At 28.7% G+C, this 17,913-nt stretch carries 12 protein-coding genes and 1 tRNA gene; 11 read left to right on the top strand and 2 right to left on the bottom strand.

Going from position 1 to position 17,913, the window contains the following annotated elements:
* Positions 1–59 precede the first annotated feature (59 nt).
* The 7 genes from rdgB to N187_RS01215 all read left to right on the top strand — a co-directional run bounded on the left by rdgB (position 60) and on the right by N187_RS01215 (position 8,957).
* A complete protein-coding gene (gene rdgB / locus N187_RS01185) occupies positions 60–659 on the top strand; it encodes an RdgB/HAM1 family non-canonical purine NTP pyrophosphatase (RefSeq protein ID WP_075550303.1) in 600 nt (199 codons plus the stop codon).
* A 142-nt stretch (positions 660–801) separates the two neighbouring features.
* On the top strand, positions 802–2,571 hold the full coding sequence (pepF, locus tag N187_RS01190; RefSeq protein ID WP_025419454.1) for an oligoendopeptidase F: 1,770 nt from the start codon (positions 802–804) through the stop codon (positions 2,569–2,571).
* Between the two features lie 14 nt (positions 2,572–2,585).
* Positions 2,586–3,287 carry a phosphatidylcholine synthase gene (gene pcsA, locus N187_RS01195; protein ID WP_025419455.1) on the top strand — a complete coding sequence of 234 codons (702 nt, stop codon included), beginning with the start codon at positions 2,586–2,588 and terminating at the stop codon, positions 3,285–3,287.
* A 12-nt stretch (positions 3,288–3,299) separates the two neighbouring features.
* Positions 3,300–3,908: a DedA family protein gene (locus tag N187_RS01200; RefSeq protein ID WP_025419456.1), complete on the top strand. Its 609-nt coding sequence runs from the start codon at positions 3,300–3,302 to the stop codon at positions 3,906–3,908.
* Positions 3,909–3,926: 18 nt separating this feature from the next.
* Positions 3,927–4,010: transfer RNA gene (locus tag N187_RS01205), tRNA-Leu, on the top strand.
* 122 nt (positions 4,011–4,132) lie between these two features.
* Positions 4,133–6,661, top strand: coding sequence for a leucine--tRNA ligase (gene leuS / locus N187_RS01210; RefSeq protein WP_025419457.1), 2,529 nt, complete (start codon positions 4,133–4,135; stop codon positions 6,659–6,661).
* Positions 6,662–6,671: 10 nt separating this feature from the next.
* Positions 6,672–8,957, top strand: coding sequence for an efflux RND transporter permease subunit (locus N187_RS01215; protein ID WP_025419458.1), 2,286 nt, complete (start codon positions 6,672–6,674; stop codon positions 8,955–8,957).
* Between the two features lie 53 nt (positions 8,958–9,010).
* On the opposite strand, the gene lon is transcribed toward N187_RS01215, so the two are convergent.
* A complete protein-coding gene (lon, locus tag N187_RS01220; protein WP_172641797.1) occupies positions 9,011–11,458 on the bottom strand; it encodes an endopeptidase La in 2,448 nt (815 codons plus the stop codon).
* 104 nt (positions 11,459–11,562) lie between these two features.
* Here lon and N187_RS01225 point away from each other — a divergent pair, with 104 nt between their 5' ends.
* Genes N187_RS01225 through rpsU form a run of 4 tightly spaced genes read left to right on the top strand, consistent with a single transcriptional unit; the run spans position 11,563 to position 15,514 of the window.
* Positions 11,563–12,213, top strand: a complete 651-nt coding sequence (locus N187_RS01225) for a hypothetical protein (protein WP_236844017.1) — start codon at positions 11,563–11,565, stop codon at positions 12,211–12,213.
* 22 nt (positions 12,214–12,235) lie between these two features.
* Positions 12,236–14,350, top strand: coding sequence for a single-stranded-DNA-specific exonuclease RecJ (recJ, locus tag N187_RS01230; RefSeq protein WP_025419461.1), 2,115 nt, complete (start codon positions 12,236–12,238; stop codon positions 14,348–14,350).
* Positions 14,350–15,285 carry a M23 family metallopeptidase gene (locus N187_RS01235; protein ID WP_025419462.1) on the top strand — a complete coding sequence of 312 codons (936 nt, stop codon included), beginning with the start codon at positions 14,350–14,352 and terminating at the stop codon, positions 15,283–15,285. The genes recJ and N187_RS01235 overlap by 1 nt, the downstream gene beginning before the upstream one ends.
* Positions 15,286–15,304: 19 nt before the next feature.
* A complete protein-coding gene (gene rpsU / locus N187_RS01240; RefSeq protein WP_012422030.1) occupies positions 15,305–15,514 on the top strand; it encodes a 30S ribosomal protein S21 in 210 nt (69 codons plus the stop codon).
* 48 nt (positions 15,515–15,562) lie between these two features.
* Here rpsU and N187_RS01245 read toward each other — a convergent pair whose 3' ends face one another.
* Positions 15,563–17,905, bottom strand: a complete 2,343-nt coding sequence (locus N187_RS01245) for a DNA translocase FtsK (RefSeq protein WP_075550304.1) — start codon at positions 17,903–17,905, stop codon at positions 15,563–15,565.
* Positions 17,906–17,913: the final 8 nt, after the last annotated feature.

A 17,913-nucleotide genomic window follows, 5' to 3' on the forward strand; every position in this document is an offset into this window, starting at 1 on the left:
ATCTCTATAAATGCAATATAAACACACAAATAAAAATAAATGATTTATTATTATATACAATGAAAACATTGTTATTTGCAACTACTAATGTAAACAAAATAAATGAAGTAAAACAAATTTTAGATATACCAAACATAAAAATAGAAATTCACAAAAATTTTGATGTCAAAGAGACAGGTAAAACTTTTAAAGAAAATTCCTCACTAAAAGCAAAAGCTTTATTTAAATCTTTAGATAAAAAACAACCTGTTTTTAGTGAAGACTCTGGATTATGTATAGAAGCTTTAAATATGGAACCTGGAATTTACTCTAAAAGGTATGACCAATATAAATTAGGGAAAAAATTAGAAGCTAATGAAAAAAATCAGCTTATTATAGACTTAATGAAACACAAAGAAAATAGAACAGCATATTTCATATGTATAGTCACTCATATCTCCGTAGATGGAGTAATAACTAATTTTGAAGGCATATTCAATGGAACAATTGCTCTAGACATTGATTGTTACAAAAAAAATGGATTTGGATATGATCCAATCTTTTTAACTACAAATAATAAAAGACTCAGTGAATTAAGTCTTGAAGAAAAAAATAAAATATCTCATAGAGGAATCGCATTTGCTAAATTTAAAAAATTCCTAATGCAATCTTTAAATTGATATCAGACAACTAAATTTTAAAAACCAATACAAACTAAATTTTTAATTCAATTGTAAAATTGCACGCAAAGATTTAAAATGATCATTATCCATAAATTAATAATTAACATCATATTAAATTTAAAGAAAAGGAGAAAGTTTAGTGACAGAGAGAAGCAAAATCAATGAAGATGACAAATGGGACTTATCTTCTCTATTCAAAAATGATGAAGAATACAAGGCAACAGTCAAAAAAATAAAATCAAAACTCCAAGACTTCAAAAAATATGAAAAACTAGAATTCAATTTAAATACATTTAAGCAGGCATTAAATGATTACTATGAAATTGAAGAAGAGCTAGAGAAAACAATATATTACACAAGCATTCAACTAGAAACAGACGTAAGCAATAAAACTGCAAATGAACTTCGCACAATTAATGTTAACTTAGAAACAGATGCATCAAATGCCACTTCATTTTTTATTCCAAAAATTTTCAAAACAGATACACAAAAAATAAAAGAATGGATCAAAGATAAAGAACTTAAAGATAAAAAAATAGCTATTGAAAAAATACTTAGAGAAAAAGAACACATTTTAAGTGAAGACGAAGAGAAAATATTAGCCAACTATACATCTCTTTATTCATCTTATAATGATATATTCTCTGCCTTAACAAATGCTGACATGGAATTCGGAGAAATTGAAGGAAAACCATTAAGTAACTCCACTTACAGTCTGTTTCTTCAAAATGAAAATCAAGAAATAAGAAGAGAAGCTTTCTTAAAATTTTATAAAGAATATAAAAAACACGAAAATACATTAGCCAACCTCTTAATTTCTGATATCAATAAAAACAAATTCCTGGCAAAAACAAGAAAATTTAAAGATACTATCTCCATGAAGCTTTTTCAAAATAATATTGATAAGAAAGTTTACACAAACTTAATCGAAACGGTTAACGAAAATTTATCCGTACTTCATGAATATTATGAATTTAGGAAAAATACACTTAATCAAGAATATCTTAATCATTATGATATCTACGTTCCTCTAACAAAAGACATTAAATTCAAACACTCTTTTAAAGAAGCTTGTAATAAAATTTTAAAATCACTAGAAATACTAGGAAGCGAGTATACTGAAGTACTTAAAAAAGGACTCTTAGAAGAACGTTGGGTTGACAAATATGAAAATAAAGGAAAAAGAGCAGGGGCCTTTAGTGCAGGCTCATACAATGGCAAGCCTTACATATTAATGAACTATAAAGATGAATCAATAAGAGATATGTTTACCCTAGCTCATGAAGCAGGACACTCCATGCATTCCTATTTCAGCATTAAAAATAATCCATTTCCGCAATATAAATATTCTATCTTTGAAGCAGAAATAGCATCTACAGTGAATGAACAAATACTTGCAGACTATCTACTAAAAAATGAAAATGATATTGAAAAAATAAAATATATTAAGATAAACCAAATCGATGACTTACTTGCAACATTTTTCAGACAAACAATGTTTGCCGAATTTGAATATATAATTCATGAAATGATAAATAAAGATGAACCAGTAATAAAGGAAACAATAAAGACAACTTATTTAAAGTTATTAAAAAAATATTTTGGTCCAAGTCTTAAGTTTGACGAAAATAGTTCATTAGAATGTTTTAGAGTGCCTCATTTCTATTCGTCATTCTACGTATATCAATATGCAACAGGTATTACGGCTGCGCTTTTGATATATAAAAACATAAAAGATAACAAAAAAGATGCTACTAAAAATTACATGGAATTTTTAAAAACAGGAGGTTCAAAATACCCTTTAGAATCTTTAAAAGTTACTGGTGTTAATTTAAGCTTAAAATCAACAATACAAAATACAATTAACATATTCAAAGAGCGTCTTGATGACGTAAAACAACTATTTTAATAAAGGAGTAAGCTTTGAAAATAAACCTTATTTTAGCTTGGTTAGTACATATTTTAACAGCCTCTGGACTAATAATCAGTCTTTACTCAATAATTTCAATAATAAACACAGATTATAGTCTCTTATTAAAACTCACAATTTTTGGGCTTGTAATTGATGGTATTGATGGCACACTGGCGAGAAAATTAAAAATAAAAGAAATAATACCAACAATAAATGGAGAACTTCTTGACAACATTGTAGACTATATAAACTACACATTTATTCCCACATTATTCTTTTATTACGGCAACTTCATAAGAGATGAATACAAATCAATAACTTGTATCGGAATTTTATTATCATCAGCATACCAATTTTCAAGATTAGATGCAAAAACTAGTGATGATTACTTTAGAGGTTTTCCATCTTTATGGAATTTTTTAATAATCCTTAACATAATCTTTAAAATGAATCAAATCACCAATCTTAGCATAATATTATTATGTATCGTATTCAGCTTTGCACCAATTAAATTTATTTACCCTTCAAAAACGAAAGAACTTAGATATATAACACTTCCTGTAACATTAATGACTTGTCTATCAGTAATACTTATAACATTTGTAAGGTTACCAGAAACTTATCTAAAGATAGGCAAAACACTAATAATTTTCTACTGCCTATACCTAATTTTAATAAGTGCATATTTAACTTATAAGACAAGAAAAAAATAATGCGAGGCTCTTATGCATAGCATACTAGAATTTATAGATGTCAATATAAATTATGCACCAATTGTATTTTTCGGACTACTTATTCTTGCAGGATTTAATATTCCAATTTCTGAAGATGCAATAGTGATAATGGGAGGCATACTTTCTAGCCGAAAAAATGAGTATACAATTTTAATATTCCTAGGAATTTTCTGGGGCGCTTATATTGGCGATATAATTTCATTTTATATAGGCAGACTCTTAGTTAACAAACTATTTAAACAAAAAACAAAAACAAATAAACTGATCGATAAAATAAATCAATACTATAAACGCTATGGAAGCTTAACTTTATTATTTGGCAGATTTATCCCTTTTGGCTTTAGAAATGCAATATTTATATCAGCAGGAATGGGAAAAATGAACACTAGTAACTTTTTTACAATTGACTTTTTTGCAGCCATGATATCGATTACAACTTACTTTACACTAAGCTTTAAAATAGGCGAATCATTTAAAATGATAATTCCCAAAATCAGATTTATATTACTAATAACACTTATTATAATCACAACATTAATTTTAATAAATTATATTATAAAGAGAAAAAAGAACCAAAAAGTTGACAAACTTTTTAAATAGAAAATATAATATGTATGCGCTGTGGTGGTGGAAGTGGTATACACGCTAGCTTGAGGGGCTAGTGAGCGTAAGCTCATGCTGGTTCAAGTCCAGTCCACAGCATGCTTTAGGAAAAAAACTAATGTTAAGTTAATAACAGAAATAAATTAATTTACTTTTCAATAAAGTAAATATAAAATACTATATAAATCTTAAAAAAAAGATTACTATTCACCGAGGAACAGATGTCTGAGTACAATTTTACCAAAATAGAAAAAAAATGGCAGAATTATTGGGATAAACACAAAACATATAAAGTTAATGAAGATCCAAGTATTCCCAAAGAGAAAAGAATTTACATTCTTGATATGTTTCCTTACCCCTCAGCTAATGGGCTCCATGTCGGTCATCCTGCAGGTTATACAGCAACTGATATATTAACAAGATATAAACTCTTAAAGGGGTTTAATGTACTTCACCCAATGGGATTTGACAGCTTTGGGTTACCAGCAGAAAATTACGCAATACAAACAGGAGAACATCCAAAAAAAATAACAGAAAACAATATTGCAAGACTGAAAGAACAAATTAAAGCATTGGGATTCGCCTATGATTGGGATAGAGAAATTAGAACTCACGATGAAAATTACTATAAATGGACACAATGGATTTTCTTAAAATTATACAAAAAAGGTTTAGCTTACACAAAAGAAATGCCTGTATGGTACTGCCCTGATCTTGGAACAGTACTCTCAAATGAAGAAGTGATTCAAACACAAGAGGGCCCCAGATCTGAGAGAGGATTTCACAAAGTAACAAGAAAGCCCTTAAGACAATGGATACTAAAAATCACAGAATACGCAGAGAGACTAATTAAAGACCTTGAAGATATAGATTGGCCTGAATCTGTTAAAGAAATGCAGAAAAATTGGATTGGAAAATCAACAGGAGTCGAGATTGAATTTTCAGTAAAGGCAAGCGAAGAAAAGATAAAAGTGTTTACAACAAGACCAGACACAATTTTTGGAGTAACATATTTAGTACTTGCACCAGAGCATAAAATAGTAGATAAAATCACAAAAGATGATCTTAAGCCTATAATTAAAGAATATATAGAAAAAGAAACTCTTAAAAGCGATCTTGAAAGAACATCCCTTGAAAAAGACAAAACAGGAATATTTACGGGAGCATATGCTATTAATCCAATCACCAAAGAAGAAATTCCAATCTGGGTAGGTAGCTATGTACTTGAAACTTACGGCACTGGAGCCATAATGAGTGTTCCAGCACATGACGAGAGAGATTTTAAATTTGCCAAAAAATATAACCTACCAATTAAGCAAGTAGTGTCTCAAACAGGACACAATGAAATACTAACAAAACCATTCACTGAAAATGGCATTTCAATTAACACACCTCAAGAATTTGATAAACTTAAAACCGAAGAAGTAAAAACAAAAGTAATAAAATGGCTTACTGAAAATAAAAAAGGTCAAAAAAAGGTTAATTACAAAATTAGGGATTGGATTTTTTCAAGACAAAGATATTGGGGAGAACCCATTCCTATTATGATTGACGATAATTTAAATGAAATACCACTAGAAGAAGATGAATTACCTTTAAAACTTCCAGAAATAGCAAATTATAAACCATCATGCACAGGTGAATCTCCTCTATCAAAAGTCCAAGATTGGGTAAATGTCAAGCAGAATGGCAAAATATATAAAAGAGAGACAAACACTATGCCTCAATGGGCAGGATCTTGCTGGTATTACATACGCTACCTTGATCCAAATAACGAAAAAGAATTTGCAAATAAAGAAAAAATTAATTACTGGCTGCCAGTGGATCTTTATATTGGTGGTGCTGAGCACTCAGTATTACACTTACTATACGCAAGATTTTGGCACAAAGTTCTTTATGATCTAGGATATGTAAATACAAAAGAACCCTTTCAAAAACTCATAAACCAGGGAATGATAACATCATTTGCCTATCAAGACAAAAATGGCATATTAATTCCCAATGATAAGGTTGAAAAGAAAGGCAATAAGTTTTTCTCCAAAGAAAATAATAAAGAACTAAAACAAATAGTTGCAAAAATGTCAAAATCACTAAAAAACACAATAAATCCAGATGATATCATTAAAGAATATGGAGCAGATTCAATGAGAATCTACGAAATGTTCATGGGACCTTTAACTGATTCAAAACCTTGGAATACTCAAGGATTAATTGGAATTTTTAGATTCTTGAACAAAATATGGACTATTAAGAATAAAGAACTAACAAAAGAATCAGCACCAAAAGAAATAATATCCGAACTTCATAAAACAATCAAAAAAGTAACAGAAGACATAGAAAGTTTAAATTTCAATACCGCTATTTCATCGTTAATGATATTTATAAATGAACTATTAAAACATGAAAAAAATTACTTAGAAATATTCAAACCCCTAACCATTATTATCTCACCATTTGCACCTCATCTAGGAGAAGAATTATGGGAGTATATGGGAGAAAAATCCAGTATATTCAAAAATGCAAAGTGGCCTAAATATAATCAAAATCTAATTATTGACAATACAAGAGAGATTGTATTGCAAGTCAATAGTAAAACAAAAGACAAAATCATGTTAACCAAAGGTACAAATGAAGAAACTCTTAAAGAGATTGCACTCAAAAATCACAAAATCATGAAAAATATACAAAACAAACAAATAACAAAGATCATTACGGTCAAGGATAAACTCATAAATATAGTAACAAAGTAAAGAGGCAAAAATGAATTTAGAAACCTTAAGCATTAAATACAGAATCTTTATAATAATAATATTCACATTAATAACAATTTTATTAGTATCCTTTTTGAAAAACATAGAATTCGATCCTGATATTATAAAACTTATACCAAAAAACGCAAAGACTGAAAAAATAACAGACACAAACAAAAACAATTCTATCTTATCACTAATAGTAATGTTTAAAGACAAAAAGAATATCTTTCATAAAGAAACCTTTGAAAAAATTAATAAAGTAACAGATGATATAGTGAAGATACTAAAAGTAAAACCCAACTCTGTTACAAGCATATTTACTTACTTCCCACAATTCAAAAAAGACACATATACAGATGAAGATATAATTAAAATAAGAAACAAAATCAATTCATCATCATTTATAAAAAATATATTTATAAATGATGATGAAACTTTAATATACTTTCTAATCATACCAACAACAGACGACAAAACAAACTTTAGCAAAAGTTTAAAAAGTGAACTTGAAGAAATGGAAGCAACAATTAAAAGATATGAAACTGATGATCTCAAACTTTACTTAACAGGAGATCTTGTAATAAGGGAAAAAATACTCAGCTATATGGGAGATGACTTTAAATTGTTAGGTCCAGTTGCCACTCTTATAGTCATCCTATCACTTTATCTTATTATAAAAAATATATGGGGCGCAATAATTCCTGTACTCATTGCAACACTTGCATTAGCTTGGACATTTGGAATTAAAAGCCTCGTCATGTCTCCAATTACTGTTCCAGAAACTACAATGATCGTTCTCCTCATCTCTATTGGATGTGCTAATGCTGTACATATAATAAATGGAATACTAAAGAGGATAAAAAACGAACCTTTTACCGAAAAGACAATAATAAATACAATCAAAGCCCTAAAGACACCAATAATTTTAACCTCTCTTACAACAGCTTTAGGATTTTTATCATTAATAAGCTCATCAATTCAGGCATACAGAACAATGGGGATTTTTATGTCAATAGGAGTCATTGCTGCAATGCTTATGTCACTATTAATACTGCCTGGAATATTAATCCAGATACCATTTAAACATAAAAATAAAGACAATAAAAATGCAACAAACTTGCTTCTTGAAAAATTTTCGATAACAAACCAGAAAGTTACAAAATGGATGCTAAATAATAAATATCTTTCATCTATCATAACTATCATTATTCTATTAATCTCAATTGTAGGTCTCTTCAAAATAGAAATTAACTTTGATGAAAAAGAATATTTCAAAGAAAATACAAGTGTCAAACAAACACTCAATCTAATGCAAAAAGAAATAGGGGGAACCTCTATCATCAAAATTGAAATCAACGGCAATCCAGGTGAATTCAAAAATGAAAAAAGTATGAAAAATTTGGATTTACTTACAGACAAACTTGATAAAGTTAATGACAAAACACAATCTAGTTCAATAAACGGAATTATAAGATTTATGAACTTTAAATTTAAAAAAGAAAATCCAAAAGAATATAGACTTCCTGAGAATCAAGTTATCTTAAATAAGCTAATACTGTTAATCAGTAGAAGCAATTCTATCAGAAACATGACTAAGATGTATGTTAATGATGATTGGTCTCAGATATCAATTATTATAAGAACTGATAAAACCTCAACCGAGGAAATCAACAAACTTGCTAACTATGCAAGTAATTTCATTGAAAAATACATGCCTGGGCATGAATATCGATTCTCAGGAGCATATGACAAAATATTAATATCCAAAACTATGGTGATGGAACAAATTACAAATATCATAACAACACTCAGTGCAATAACAATATTGTTAATGGTATTCTTCAAATCTATAAAAACCGGAATAATAATTGTAATTCCAGTAGCATGGTCAGTATTTCTAAATTTTTCTGTAATGAGACTTTTTGGAATAACACTCAATCCTGCAACAGCAACAATTGCATCCGTTAGTATGGGTATAGGAGTAGACTACTCTATCCATTTCTTCAATGCATTTATATCAAATTATCGAATAATTAAAGATTACAAAAAAGCTTTAATTGAATCAATTTCTAATGTATTTAATGGTATATTTGCAAATTCAATATCAGTAGGAATAGGATTCTTAACATTAATATTTTCTACTTATAAAATAATAGCAACACTTGGTGCCATCATAGCCTTTACAATGTTAACAACCTCTATTGCATCATTAACACTACTTCCATTACTAATTTACCTATTTAAACCCACAGTTCAAACATCAAAGTTAATAAATATCAAAACAATAGAATAAAAGAATAGTAAAAGCCAAAATAAAACTCAAAGTCATTTATTATTTTAAATGTTTTAAAATAATAATTTAATTACTTCTTTCATATTATCTACAAGATGAAAATTTATACCATTCCTAATATTAATCGGAATATCATCAAGATCCACTTTATTTGATTTAGGAATAATAACATGCTCAACACCACTTCGCTTAGCAGCAATTATTTTTGCTCTCAATCCCCCAATAGCCATTACATTACCTGTTAATGACAACTCCCCAGTCATAGCCAAATGAGGTCTAACTGTTTTATTAAGAGCTAGAGATATAAAAGCACTAGCAATAGTAATCCCCGCCGAAGGTCCATCTTTTGGGGTCGCACCTTCTGGGATATGCAAATGAATCATATACTTTTCAAAAAAAGACCCATCCAAATTAAGATCATTACTAATACTATTCACGTAAGTAAACGCAATATTTGCAGATTCCTTCATCACATCTCCAAGTCTACCCGTTAACTTGATACCAGGTGACTTAGACTCAGTTTTTACAGTTTCAATTACCAAAGTTGATCCACCATAATTAGTCCATGCTAAACCCCTTACCATACCTGGAGACATACCCTTATTCAAAAACTCTTCTTTCCTAAACACAGGAATACCAATATATTCCTCTAAATTTTCCTTAGAAATTTGGTATGCTTTAACAGACTTATCTTCAACAAGTTTCCTTGCAACTTTTCGAACAATTTGCTTTAAATATTTCTCAAAATTCCTAAGTCCATTATCTCTGGCATATTCCCTAGCGATTTGAACAAGAGCTGAACCCTGAAATTTCAAAGAATCCTTATCAACACCATTTTCATTTAAAACCTTTGGTATCAAATACTTTCTTGCTATCTCTATTTTTTCATCATCAATATATCCTGAAAGATGAATTACCTCCATTCTATTTAGTAAAGGTGTAGGTATTGTCTCAATAGAATTAGCTGTTAAAATAAAGAACACATTAGAAATATCAAAAGGCAAATCAAGATAATGATCTCTAAAATTAATATTCTGCTCAGGATCCAAAACCTCAAGAAGTGCTGAGAATGGGTCTCCATAATTAGATGACGAAATTTTATCAATTTCATCTATTAAAAAAACAGGAGAGTTTGTCTTAGTAATTCTAAGTCCTTGGATAATTTTACCGGGCAATGCTCCAACATAAGTTCTTCTATGTCCCTTAATCTCTGACTCATCCCTCATACCACCTACAGAAAATCTAAAAAATTTTGTCTTAAGAACCTCAGCAATAGCTGTTCCTATAGAAGTTTTACCAACCCCAGGAGGACCAACTAAAAGCATTATAGCTCCTTTCTGAGATTTTCTTAATTTCAAAACAGAAATATACTCAATAATTCTATCCTTAACTTCTCTCATGCCGTAATGCGTTCTATCTAAAATTTTTTCTGCCTTTTGCAAATTAAATCTATCAAAATTAACCTTAGATTCTCCCCACGGAAGATTAGTGATAAGTTCAAGATAATTTCTAACCACAATATATTCAGATGAATGTTTCTCAAGAAATGAAAATTTTTCAAGCTCCCTCTCAACTGTTTCTAAAGCTTCTCCTTTTAAGTCTAAAGAATCAATCTTAGATTTAAGTTTTAAAAACTCACTACTCTTTTCATCTTCAACACCAAGCTCATCTTTAATAGCTTTAAGTTGTTCCTTTAAAAAGAATTCTTTTTGTTGTTTTTCTAACTTTTCCTGAATACCCTTAGCAATTTTATTTTGAATCTCAATTAAATTTAATTCTTCATAAATCAACTCCAAAACCTTTTTAAGCCTATCCTTGACACTCAAAGTTTCAAGAACTTCTTGATGAGACTCCTTTGAAGATGAAATCATTCCTGCAACAACATCACACAATCTACCCTTATCCTCAATGTTCACCATATTTAACTGAAATTCAGGCATCTTTCTATGTGAGAATATTTCCTTAGTTCTAAGCAAAATGCTACTATAAATTGCTTTTGATTGAAGATCATCTTTTTCAATCGGAATTTGCTTTAAATAATCAACTTCAATTATCGGAAAATCTTCATTAATAACAACCTTGACAAACTTAACTCTATCAATAGTTGAAACAAAAATATTATATCCACCATCAGGAAGATTAATCTTCTTTACTATTTTCGCAGTAATACCAACAGAATAAATATCCTTTTTATAATTGATAATCAATTTACCACTCTTATTCCCTGCTTTTTCCAAAAACTTATCACGCAATACAAATAAGGAAACAATACCATTACCTTTAATCACATAATCAACAGCCTTAATATCAGTATCAGAGACTATAACAATTGGAATAAACATACCTGGGAATACAGGATGCGATGGTACCGCAATTAAAGGCACTCTTACAGGTTTATCAAAATGCGGCAAAATGCCTCCAGAATTTTTTGAACGCTTCTTCCCCTTAGAAACAGTATCTTTTACTTCCTCCATAGAATATCCAATCTCCTTAATCATCATTATAACAAAAGAAAATTTTTATGAGAATTCATTTAATAATGAATTCTTTTATTATACAATAATGTATAATGCAGTTTAATAAAATCAATGCTATAATAACAAACTTGTATCATAAAAAAAGTTATTATCTCTTAAGCCTGTTTCATTCAAAAGGAATTACTCACACGATAATTTATAATTCTACTATAAAAAAATTTAAATCAAACATCAATAACCTAGTAAAAGCTAATTTTGAAATAATAAAAGAAAATAATTTATGCAAAATAATAGAAGTTAACGATGAAGAATTTATTGTTAAAGATTTAATCTATGAAAAACTAATAATCATTAATTTTTGGACCAAGCTTATTAATTTAAGTTTTGATGATGGGGAATGCTTTACACTATTTAATGAAGCTATAGAGATTCTAAATACTGCAAGCTTAGAAAAAGCACAATTAATTGACTTACAATATAAAATAAGATTTCTAATAATAAAGGGATTTTTATACTTATCAAAACTATGTTTTCAATGCAATAAAAAAATAGATGAGCATTACTACTATAATACCCACATTAGTGGATTTAATTGCATAAACTGCACATATAATAAAAATAATTATATCAATACAGAAAGTTTTAGATATTTAGAATATACAACTCAAAAGAACATCAATGCAACCTTAAACGTAAATTTAAATAGCAAATCACAAGAACTTATCAAAGCCATAATCAAAAATAAAATCAATACAGAATTTGAACAAACACTCATATAACTCAAGCAAACTGGAACAAAACATGAAAATTTGGAAAAAAAAAGAAACTGATGCCAAAAAAGAAAATATAGTAAATATCGCAAAAAAATATAATATTAGCATTCTTGAAGCAACACTACTACTTAGAAGAGAAATTAAAGAAGAAGACTTCCTATTTTTTATTGAAAGTAGTGTAAATTTAATGCACAATCCATTCTTACTCAAAAACATAGGTAAATTCATTTATAGAATGAATGAAGCCATTGCAAAAAAGGAGAATGTATTAATATTTGGCGACAAAGATGCTGACGGAATTACAGCTACAATCATAATGTATGAAACCCTTAAAGATTTTGGAATCAATGTAACTTATAAGATACCTTCCAACGGAGAATTTTATGGCCTTACAAAAGAAGTTATCGATAAAGCATTTGAAGATAAAATATCAATAATAATTACTGTTGATTGTGGTATCTCTAATATAGAAGAAGCAAATTATGCAAGATCAAAAAATATAGAAGTCATAATAACAGATCATCATCTCCCAAATAAAGAAATTGACACAGAAAATATTATTATTGATCCCCACCTAAAAGGAGATAACTCTCCATTTAAAGAAATAGCTGGATGCTATGTCAGTTTTAAAGCATGTCTTGCACTCTACTTATCTACTACTAATCTTTACAATGAAAATATGATATTTCTATTCCTAGAAAGATTAAGTAACAACATTACGCTTCATGCAATAGAAATAAACAACTATATTCTTAAAAAGTATATAATCCTAAAAAGCAACAATGATTTGCAAATTAATATTAATAAGCTAGAAGAATTTTCAAAGGGTAAGTATATAATCGTATTTAATAAATATGAACAAAATCAACTCATAAATGAATTCTTTAATAAACAAATCGATATCGAAACAATTGATATAAGTGAAAATTTTATAAAAAAATATCCTCAACTTGCCAAAAAAACACTAAAAGAACTAATGCAAATTACTAAATATTTCAAATATAAAGAAACTGATATGAAAGAAAAACTATATTATATGTTTTATAATATAATATTTGAAATAAATAAAGATTTAATCAAAAACTGCCTAAAGAGACTTAAATTTGTTGCAATAGGAACCATAGCTGATAACATGCCTATTATTAATGAAAATCGAATAGTTGTAAAAGAAGGACTTAAAGAAATAGCACTAAGAGAGCACATATCCATTAACTACCTGTTAAAAGAAGTTAATATACTAACAAAACCAATCATCACTTCAACTGATATTGCATTTAAAATTGCTCCAATCTTAAACTCAACAGGAAGACTTGAAAAAGCAGATATTACAATTCAATTCTTATTAACTGAAGATATCAATAAAATAGAAAATAAGTTTAAAGAAATTAAAAACATAAACATTTTAAGAAAACGCAAAGAAGATATATCTTGGAACACACATAATGAAAATACTATTTTCAAAAATGATAAATTCATAGTATGTTATGACAAAAATACTCCAAAAGGAATTAGTTCTCGAATGGCAACAAGACTTTCAGCTTATTATCAAAAAGTTGCCGTCTTCTTAACAAAACAAGAAAATATTATTAAAGGATCCATAAGATCAAATAATAAAGTAAATTCAAAAGAATTAATTTCAATGATACCAACTCATTTAATAATAAATTCTGGAGGACACAAAGCTGCTGCCGGGTTCACACTTTACGAAGATGTATTAAATGAATTCATAAAAGAACTTGAAAATGTTCTTAAAAAGATAGAATACAAAGAATTATATGAAAATTCAATACTGATCGATGCGATTATACCTAAAGACTTCAACAAGAGAGAACTTTTAAAAATAATAGACTTATTCGAGCCTTACGGACACTGTTTTAGAGAATTCATACTAATGATGAAGGATGTATGCATTCACGATCTCAGAACAATTGATAAAAATGGCAATTCAAAACACATAAGCATGAAAATCCAAAATAACAGAGATTATTACAAAGCCATTTACTTTAATGGCACTCACAATATTCAAGAACTTGGTATTAAAAATGGACAAAATATAGACATAATATTTACAGTTGGCGAAGACCTTTACACCCAAAATGACAAAATCTTAAAAATTCTTGACATCAAAAAGAGCAACAATTAGTGTTTAAGATTAAAAACCTTTTATTTACATTTATAATTGGACTAATAAACATAAATGCAACAAGTAATGACATTATAAAAATTTATTATAAAAAAGAAGCTTTCCAGGGAGAGAGTGTTTACTTTGCAAGCAATAAAAACTTCAAAAAATTATCCCTTTTAGGTATAAATCAAAAACCTATTTTAGATGCTTCTCCTTTCAAATTTAACATAGGAAATAGAGAATACTACATAGCTCTAATAGGAATCACACCTATGATCAAAGAGGGAAAAAGGAAAATTAAAATAGAGTTTGAAAACAAAAAATATATAAAGGAAATAGAAATAAAAAAATTCAAATTTAAAAAAACAACAATCAAGCTTAACAAAAAAAAATCCAATCTTATTAAAAGTCAACAATCACCTAAAATAAAAGAACAAACTATCACGTTATGGAATATTATTGGAAATAAAGGAGACACAACAATCTACCACTATGATACATTAGTTCATCCAATCAAAGATCAATATCAAATAAGCAGTCCCTATGGAGATCAGAGAATTTATATGCAAGACAATAAAAAAATATCAAGCAAAATGCATAATGGTAAAGATTATGCTCCATTTAAAAGAGAGAAAACATCTATTTTCGCAGCCGGCAGAGGAAAGGTAGTATTTGCAAGAGATAGAGAAATTACTGGCAAAACCATCATTATTCAACATTTACCAGGAGTATTTACAATTTACTTACATCTTTCCAAATTTGGAGTCGAAGAGAATAAAATAGTAAATACAGGCGAATATATTGGTCATGTTGGTAACACAGGAATCTCAACAGGACCTCATCTACATTTCGAAGTTAGAATCAATGGAGTTGCAATAAACCCTGATTTTTTATTAGAAAAAATGCTTATTGACAAAAATCAAATAATCAATAACATTAAAAGGGTACAGTAAAAAATAAGGGGGTGATTTTTTGGTAACTGTCAATGTTGACAAAAATGAAGGATTAGAAAAAGCATTGAAACGCTTCAAAAGAATGATTGAAAAAGAAGCAATAATCAGAGAATGGAAAAGAAGAGAATATTATGAAAAACCATCTACCATTCGCGTCAAAAAAGAAAAAGCATTTAAAAGAAAACAAGCAAAAAAAGTAAGAAAGTTAAAACAAAAAATCGGAAAATAATAAAACAGGGATATTCACATCGAATGTCCTTTTAAATCTTTTTAACATTTAAATAAAAACATCTCTCGGTTTAGAACCATTTGCAGGGCCTATATACCCCATTTCTTCCATAAGCTCAATAATACGTGCAGCTCTATTATAACCTATCTTTAATCGCCTTTGCAGATAAGACGCAGATGCTTTTCTTGTAGAACGAACAATTTCAAGAGCTTCCTCAAACATTGGCTCATCTGAAGGATTTAAAACCACAGTATCAGCCTCCACAACACTATCAATAAATATCTCATCATCAATATAGTTTGGAGGACCAAATTTTTTAACTTCTTCAACTAATTTGTAAACTTCCTTTTCATTTAAAAAACCACCTTGAATTCTCTGAGGAAAAGGTGTCGTAGGGCTAACGTAAAGCATATCACCTTTTCCTAAAAGTTTTTCAGCACCTGACACTCCAAGAATTATTCTTGAATCCATAGAACTAGCAACCATAAAGGAAATTCTTGAAGGAAAATTAGCCTTTATTACTCCCGTAATAACATCAACAGATGGTCTTTGAGTAGCAAGAACTAAGTGCATTCCAACGGCTCTAGCCATAGCTGCGAGCCTAGAAATTAAATTTTCTAAATCCTTCCTTGCAGAAAGGATTAGATCCGCAAATTCATCAATAATAATTACCAAATAAGGCAGTGGTACTTCATCCAGATTCTCTTCCAGTATTTTTTTATTATAAGCATTAATATCCCTAACAAGAAAATTATCAAGGAGAACATATCTCCTTTCCATCTCATCAAGACACCAACGAAGAGCCTCTAATGCTCTACTTACATTAGTAATAACCGGCGTTAATAAATGTGGAATATCATTAAAAAGCTTAAGCTCGACCACTTTAGGATCTATTAGCACAAGCTTAACATCATCTGGAGATTTTGAAAAAATAATTGAAGCAATTAATGAATTTACACAAACCGACTTCCCAGCACCAGTAGCACCTGCTATTAAGAGATGAGGCGCAGTAATAAGATCAAAAATAACATTACTTCCATTAATTTCTTTACCAAGTGCAAAAGGCACCTTAAAATCATTCTTAAACTCTTTACTATTGATTATTTCTGAAATCAAAATAAATTCTCTTCTTTTGTTAGGAATTTCAATTCCAACAGCTTCTTTACCAGGTATTGGTGCAATAATTCGAACTCGAACTGCCGCAAGCCTTAAGGCAATATTATCAGATATAGAAGTTATTTTTGAAAGCTTAATACCCTTATCAGGACGCACAGCATACATTGTAACAACAGGACCTCTAATAACATCAATAAGCTTAGCATTAATATTAAACTCTCTAAAAGTTTCCTGTAAAATCATCGATTGTTTTTGAATTTCTCTCTCATATTCAATATCTTCAACTTCATCTTTGGGTTCTCTTTGTTCAAAAACAGAAATATCTATCGAGTAAGTACTACTACTATTATTTATTAATAAGTCTTCATTATGACCCTTAGCAATATTATTTATTATTCCCTTATTCCTTATATCACTAGCCCTAATTTTTCCACCAGCCACTAATTTATTATCTTCAAATTCTGTTAATGATTTACATTTATAATCACACTCATCATTTAAATCACACTGAGATTCCTGCGAAGATTGTTCTTCTGACAATTTTTCATCTCTAACTTTTAACTGACAAAAAATAGTTTTATCTAAATCAACATCTAAAGGTTTATTAGGTTTTCTCAAAAAAGATTCAAAAGACCACAAAGCTCGATATTCTTCATCATTAATAATATCATCTTCTTGATCAGAAGTCTTACCTGCATCCAAATTACCATCACAATCTTTATAAATCTTAATATTTTTTTTAATCTCTAAAGTACTTAAAAATGGCAAACAAGCAAATACGCTCTCAAACAAGATTTTAATTTTAAATACTATAAAATGGAAAGTACCTGAAATAAAGCTAGCATCCTTAAAAAACATATAGTTTAAATAAATCCAAATAACAAGTTCCAAAACTAAGACAAGACAAACAAACAAATTGCCAAGCACAATCCCAAAATTGTTCAAAAACCAATTGATGAACTTAGAACCCTCAAGATCAGAATTAATTCTTAACCAAAATGTTAAAGTAAAAAATAGAATAACTGTATAATTCCAATTAAATATAAATTTTTTGCTAAGCATATTATTTCGATAAACATACCAATTTATAAGCGGATAAAGTATCAGATAAAATGATAAAAATGAAAAAGTATTTAAAAGCATATGACCTATGAGATTAAAAATAAAAAAAAAGAATATATTTCCTATAGGAGTTAATGCCACAAAAAGAGAGAATGATATAACAGCCAACATAAAAAAAAATAAAAACTTAAAATAACGATAAAAATTTTTCATACCCTATT

Source organism: Borrelia anserina Es (assembly GCF_001936255.1).
GTDB classification, from domain to species: Bacteria; Spirochaetota; Spirochaetia; order Borreliales; family Borreliaceae; genus Borrelia; species Borrelia anserina.